The 6,512-nt window shown below is 65.3% G+C and carries 5 protein-coding genes and 1 pseudogene; 5 read left to right on the forward strand and 1 reads right to left on the reverse strand.

The genetic code is table 11. The features are described 5' to 3' along the window. The first annotated feature begins 204 nt into the window (after nt 1–204). The 5 genes from BM031_RS19730 to BM031_RS19750 all read left to right on the forward strand — a co-directional run bounded on the left by BM031_RS19730 (nt 205) and on the right by BM031_RS19750 (nt 6,005). Nucleotides 205–1,164 carry a CobD/CbiB family protein gene (locus BM031_RS19730; RefSeq protein WP_091876263.1) on the forward strand — a complete coding sequence of 320 codons (960 nt, stop codon included), beginning with the start codon at nt 205–207 and terminating at the stop codon, nt 1,162–1,164. Nucleotides 1,165–1,267: 103 nt separating this feature from the next. Then, the gene (locus BM031_RS19735; RefSeq protein ID WP_091876264.1) at nt 1,268–1,606 is read left to right on the forward strand and encodes a DUF3579 domain-containing protein; all 339 of its coding nucleotides are present in this window, start codon (nt 1,268–1,270) and stop codon (nt 1,604–1,606) included. 267 nt (nt 1,607–1,873) lie between these two features. After that, nucleotides 1,874–2,323, forward strand: a complete 450-nt coding sequence (locus tag BM031_RS19740) for a CBS domain-containing protein (protein WP_091876265.1) — start codon at nt 1,874–1,876, stop codon at nt 2,321–2,323. Nucleotides 2,324–2,373: 50 nt separating this feature from the next. Continuing rightward, nucleotides 2,374–5,118, forward strand: a complete 2,745-nt coding sequence (locus BM031_RS19745) for a M16 family metallopeptidase (protein ID WP_091876266.1) — start codon at nt 2,374–2,376, stop codon at nt 5,116–5,118. Nucleotides 5,119–5,213: 95 nt separating this feature from the next. Further along, on the forward strand, nt 5,214–6,005 hold the full coding sequence (locus BM031_RS19750) for an SDR family oxidoreductase (protein WP_091876267.1): 792 nt from the start codon (nt 5,214–5,216) through the stop codon (nt 6,003–6,005). Between the two features lie 349 nt (nt 6,006–6,354). Here BM031_RS19750 and BM031_RS26085 read toward each other — a convergent pair. Next, nucleotides 6,355–6,512, reverse strand: a pseudogene (locus BM031_RS26085) (transposase); the annotation flags it as partial.

Genomic DNA, 6,512 nt, shown 5'->3' on the forward strand with positions numbered 1-6,512 from the left:
CGTAGGGCGGTCGGCTCCGCCGACCGCGCGTCCAGCCATGGCGAGCGCTTCCACGGTGCCAGCGGGGGTTGAACGCGCGGTCGGCAAGCCGACCACCCTACGCCGTCGTCCGAAGCTTTATTCCATTCCCGAATTTGATTCCGGCACGCTTCTCCGCTATCGTAGCGGCAGCACAGTATTGCCAGAACAAAAAAGGATTCCTGAATGACATTTTTCTCCATCCTCGTCGCGCTGATTATCGAGCAGCTCAAGCCGCTGCGCGCCGACAACCAGGTCTATGGTGGCATCAAGGGCTTCGCGATGCGCATCGAAGGCTGGTTCAATGCAGGCGAGCAGAAGAATGGCCAGATGGGCTGGTTCCTCATGATGCTGGCGCTGATGCTGCCGGCCTGGCTGGTCTACTGGTTCTTCATGCGCTACAACCTGGTGCTGCTGGCCTTCGCCTGGAACGTGCTGATCGTCTACCTGACCCTGGGTTTCCGCCACTACAGCCATTATTTCACGTCGATCCAGCTGGCCCTGAACACCGGTGACGAAGCCACCGCGCGCCAGTTGCTGGCCGAGTGGACCCGCAGCGACACGGTCGGCATGGACGCCACCGAAATCGCCCGCGTGGCCGTGGAAAAGGCGCTCGTGACGACGCACCGTAACGTATTCGGCGTATTCTTCTGGTTCCTGATGCCGCTCGGGCCTGCCGGCGCGGTGATGTACCGCGTCTCGGAGTACCTGGCGCGCGCCTGGAACGAACCCGACCACATGCGCAACGAAGCCTTTGGCCAGTTCGCCGCCAAGGCCTTTTATTGGATCGACTGGATGCCGGTGCGCCTGACAGCGGTGGCCTTCGCGGTGGTCGGCAACTTCGAGGACGCGATCTACGCCTGGCGCAATTTCGCGCGCCGCTGGGCCGACGAGTCGAAGGGCATCATCCTGGCCGCGGGCGGCGGGGCGATGGGTGTACGGCTGGGCACGCCGAACGAGAACGCGCCCCAGCTGCTGCCGGCGGACGCGGCCACGGTGGACCTGGGCGACAGCGAAACCGACATGCTGCCAGGCGAGGAGCCGAACCTGCGCGCGATGCAGAGCACGGTCGGGCTGGTGTGGCGGGCGCTGATCCTGTGGATGATCCTGCTGCTGCTCCTGTCGAGCGTCGTGTGGCTGGGCTGACGCATATCGTGCCGCGGGCCTCGTCCCTGAGTCTTCTATAAGATATAATAGTGAGCTGAGGTTCTTCTCATCCACGCAGGTTTCAGTTTCAGCACGCAGCACTATGGCCGAGTTACCGCACACCACGGATAAGGGGCTCAAGGACGAGTTCTTTATCTTGGGCATCACGAGCAACGGCAGGCAATTCCGCCCCAGCGATTGGGCAGAGCGCCTGTGCGGCGTCATGTCGTGCTTCGCCCCCGGCGCGGCCGGACGCAACTCCCACCTCCAGTTCTCCCCCTGGGTCCACCCGACCGTCGTCAACGGCACCAAGGCCGTGGTCGTCAGCCGCGAGCTGCAGAAGGTCGAGCCGCTGGCCTATCACTTCGTGCTGAACTTCGCCAAAGACAATGACTTGCAGGTCGCGGATGCGTGCTTCGTGCCGCCGCCGGGCGAGAAGTAATTGGCGGTGCAAGGCTGAGAGTTGGGGCTTTCGGATTCTGGAACTGGCGCTATGATGAAAGTCTAGGGCCAGTTTTTGTTTGTGTGGGGGTAGTGGGTTGCGGGCAAAATTGGGCTCCGGCCTTCGCCGGAGCGACGGTGCCGAGAGTGGTGGTGGAATGTGACTTGGCCTGCTACTCAAGCACGTCATTGCCGCGCAGGCGGGAATCCAGGTTCCACGCAAACCACCAATGCCCGCCCACACCCCACCAAACCGGGGAGAACCACCATGCACATCGCCGAAATCTGCACCAGCGAAGCCACTCACTGCACCCGCGACGAAACCGTGCAGGGCGCCGCCCTCATGATGCGCCGCTACCACGTCGGTGACGTGATCGTGGTCGACCAGACGGAGGGCACCAAGGTCCCGGTCGGCATCCTGACCGACCGCGACATCGTGGTCTCCGTCATCGCCCCCGGCCTCGACCCCAACAGCCTGCAGGTGGGCGACATCATGACCGACGACCTGCTCACCGCGCGCGAGACCGACGACGTCTACGAGACCATCGAACGCATGCGCCTGCGCGGCATCCGGCGCGTGCCGGTGGTCGATGCCGCCGGCAGCCTGGCGGGCATCGTCAGTGCCGACGACCTGCTCGAGTTCCTGGCCGAAGAGATGGGCGAGCTGTCGCGCATCAGTCCCTACCAGCAAGCCCACGAGCGCCGCGCCCGCCAATAGCAGCCCCGTGTCTGCTACCATCCCGCATTCAACAGCGATGACGGGATACCATGGACTGGATTTGCATGCAGCGCGGGTTTGCCGCGCAGGTCGCCGCCGGCACGCTCGGCTTCGTAGTCGCCGGCGCCGCCTGGGCGGCGCCGCTGCCCAAGGGCGTGACCCTCGGCCCTTCGGTCGAGGGCATCACCGAATACCGGCTGGCCAATGGCCTGAAGGTGCTGCTGTTCCCGGACGCCTCGCGCCCGACCATCACCGTGAACGTCACCTACCTGGTCGGCTCGCGCCACGAGAACTATGGCGAAACCGGCATGGCCCACCTGCTCGAGCACCTGCTGTTCAAGGGTACGAAGAAGAACGCCGACATCACCGGCCAGTTCTCGAGCCGCGGCATGGACTTCAACGGCACCACCTCGCTCGACCGCACCAACTACTACGAAGTGTTCCAGGCCTCCCAGGAGAACCTGGACTGGGCGCTGCAGATGGAAGCGGACCGCATGGTCAACTCGCCCGTGGCCCAGAAAGACCTGGCCACCGAGATGACCGTGGTACGCAACGAGTACGAAAGCGGCGAGAACTCGCCCGGCAACGTGCTGTTCAAGCGCATGCAGAGCGTGGCCTACGACTGGCACAGCTATGGCCGCTCGACCATCGGCAACCGCAGCGACATCGAGAACGTCCGGATCGCCAATCTGCAGGCCTTCTACCGCACCTGGTACCAGCCCGACAATGCGGTGCTGCTGGTGGCCGGCAAGTTCGCGCTCGAGCCTACGCTGGCCAGCATCAACCGCCTGTTCGGTGCGATCCCGAAACCGAAGCGCGCGCTGCCGCAATTCTGGACCGTCGAGCCGACCCAGGACGGCGAACGCAGCTTCGCCGTGCGGCGCCGGGGCGATGTGCAGATCGTCGCGGTGGGCTACAAGATCCCGTCCGACCTGCACGACGATGCCGAGTCGCTCGGCTTTGCCTCCGAGATCCTGGGCGACGCGCCCAACGGCCGCCTGCACAAGCTCCTGGTGGAATCGGGCAAGGCCAGCCAGGTGTTCAGCTTCGGCCAGACCGGCTACGCGCCGGGCCTGCAGTTCTTCGGCGCGGTGGTGAAGAAGGGCGAGCCGATCGAGCCGGTGCGCGAGGCGCTCACCGCGGCGGTGGAAGGCTTCGCCGGCAAGCCGCCCACGGTCGACGAAATGGAGCGGGTGCGCCGCTCCTGGCTGAACACCATCGAACGCAGCCTGAACGACCCGCAGGCGATCGGCGTGGCGCTGTCCGAGATGATCGCGCTGGGCGACTGGCGCCTGTACTTCCTGGGCCGCGAGCGCCTCAAGCTGGTCAAGGCCGAGGAGGTCGCCGCCACTAGCGGGCGCTATTTCGTGCGCAGCAACCGCGTGAGCGGCACCTTCATCCCGGAAGACGCGCCCGTGCGCGCGGCCATTCCCGCGGCGCCCACGGTGGAGGCGGTGATGAAGGACTTCAAGCCGGCCGCCAGCAGCCTGGTGTCGGAGAACTTCGAGCCGAGCCAGGCCAACATCATGAAGCGCACCCTGCTGACGACGGCGGGCGGCGTCAAGCTGGCCCTGCTGCCCAAGAAAAACCGCGGCGAGACCGTGACGGTGGACCTGCGCCAGCACTTCGGCGACGAGAAGAACCTGTATGGCAAGGGCGCGGTGCCCGCGCTGACCTCGGCCATGCTGATGCGCGGCACCACCAGGTACAGCCGCGCCGAGCTGGCCGACGCGTTCGACAAGCTGAAAATGACGGGCGGCCCGCGCCACTTCCAGACCACGCGCGAGCACCTGGCGGAGGCATTGAAACTGGCCGCCCACGTGCTCAAGGAGCCGGCCTTCCCGGCGGCCGAGTTCGAGCAGCTGCGCAAGCAGATGCTGGTCGGCCTGGAAGCGAGCCGCGCCGAACCGCAGAGCGTGGCCACGCGCGCGCTGGCCACCCACTTCGAGCAGTACCCGCGCGGCGACGTACGCCACTCCAACACGCTTGAAGAAGACATCGAGGACGTCAAGGCGGCGACGCTGGACCAGTTGCCGGCCCACCACCGCGAATTTCACAACACCAGCCCGGCCGAGATGGCGATCGTGGGCGACTTCGATCCGAAGGAAATCCTGCCGCTGGTCGACAGCCTGTTCGGCGCCTGGAAGTCGCCCGCCAACGTGGCGCCGGTATTGTCGAAACACGCCGAGGTGGCGCCGGCCAGCCGGGTGCTCGATACGCCTGACAAGGAAAACGGCTTTTATGTGGCGCGTATCAACCTCGACCTGAACCTGGACGACCCGGACTATCCCGCGCTGATGCTGGCCAACTACATCTTCGGGGAGGGCGGCCTGAAGTCGCGCCTGATGGACCGCATCCGCCAGAAGGATGGCCTGTCGTATGGCGGCAGCTCGGACCTCGCGCCGGGCGATCTCGATCGCGCCGGCGCCTTCATGGTCAGCGCCATCGCCGCGCCGCAAAACCTGCGCAAGCTCGACGCGGCGGTGCGCGCCGAACTGGCGCGGGCGACGAAGGACGGCTTCACGGCGGCGGAACTGGCCGCGGCCAAATCGGGTCTCATGCAGCAGCGCCTGCAGAACCGCGCGGACGATGGCGTGCTGGCCTCGGGCTGGACCGGTTTCCTGTACCGCGACCGCACCTATGAATGGTCGGCCGCGTTCGACCGCAAGCTGGCGGCGGTCAGCCTGGCGCAACTGAACACCGCCTTCCGCAAGGCGATCGACCCGGCAAAACTGTCGGTAGTGATGGCCGGCGACCAGGCCAAGGCGAAGGAAGGCGCCAAAGGCGCACCGTAGACGCAACAAAGGGTGCCCTGGATTGTGACAGCGCCTCCGTGCTGCGTTAGAATGTTTCCTTTGAGAAGCATTCGTTGCGTTGCATCAGGAGTAGCATGAAAGGCATCAGCAAAATACCGCCCGCGAACGATTTACCGTTCGCCGGCAAAGTGGCGCTCGTGACGGGCGCAGCCAGCGGCATCGGCCGCGCAACGGCGCTTGCCTTCGGCCGGGCCGGCGCCCACGTCGTCGTCGCCGACACGGCGGTGGACGGCGGCCACGCGACCGCGGCCATGATCGTCGAATCCGGCGGCAAGGCCCTGTTCGTCCGCAGCGACATCGCCAGGGCGGGCGAGGTCGAAGCCCTGGTCGAAAAGGCCATCAATTACTACGGCCGCCTCGATATCGCCGTCAACAACGCCGGCGTCGACGAGGAAAGCGCGCCCGTGGCCGACGGCGACGAGGAACAGTTCGACCGCATCATGGCGGCCAACGTCAAGGGCGTGTGGCTGTGCATGAAGTACCAGCTGCGCCAGATGCTCAAGCAGGGCAGCGGGACGATCGTCAATGTGTCGTCGGTGTCCGGCCTGGTCGGGGCGCCGGGGCGCGCGGTGTACGCCGCGAGCAAGCATGCGGTGGTGGGGCTGACCAGGAGCGCGGCGGCCGAATACGCGCGCGACGGCATCCGCATCAACGTCCTGTGCCCCGGCGGCGTGAAGACGCCGATGCTGGCGCGCTTCGCCGAGCGCGATCCCTCAGCCGAGAAGAAGCTCAGGGCGGCGCACCCGATGGGGCGCTTCGCCGAAGCCGGGGAAGTGGCCCAGGCCGCGCTGTGGCTGGCGTCGGACGGGGCGTCGTATGTGAATGGGCATGAGATGGTGGTGGATGGGGGGTTTACGGCGGTTTGATTTCAGCACCGCTGACGCCGCGTGCTGCGGCAATCCACCGACAGCAGCGCTTGCCCGCACCCCTCGCACGTCGTTCCGGCGCAGGCCGGAACCCAATTTTTGTGCCGGAGTCGTGACCGCCTGCGGTACTGCTGAGGAACTTGGATTCCCGCCTGCGCGCACTGCTGTCCGGAATAATTCTGTTGACCTCTTCATCAGAATAGGCACCCCTGATTTTTGGCGTGCGTCTGCCATTCTCGTCGCCTTCGGACAGCAGCGGCTTCCGCGTCAGGACGTTGGAAAAGGGTGGCGCTGATCAGGCAGAGAAAGTCCCACAGCGAGTTGGTGGCTTGCCTTGAATGGTGCAGCAGAGCCACGAGCAAGTAAGTGATCAGGGCAGTCAGGATCTGGATTCTGACTGCATTTTCCGAGCGGCCCAGGAACGACTTGATCTTCAAATGCTGTTTGATCCACTTAAAGAACAGTTCGATGCCCCAGCGTTCCTTATAGCGCTGGGCGATTTCCAAA

The organism is Massilia yuzhufengensis (assembly GCF_900112225.1).
Taxonomy (GTDB): domain Bacteria; phylum Pseudomonadota; class Gammaproteobacteria; order Burkholderiales; family Burkholderiaceae_D; genus Telluria; species Telluria yuzhufengensis.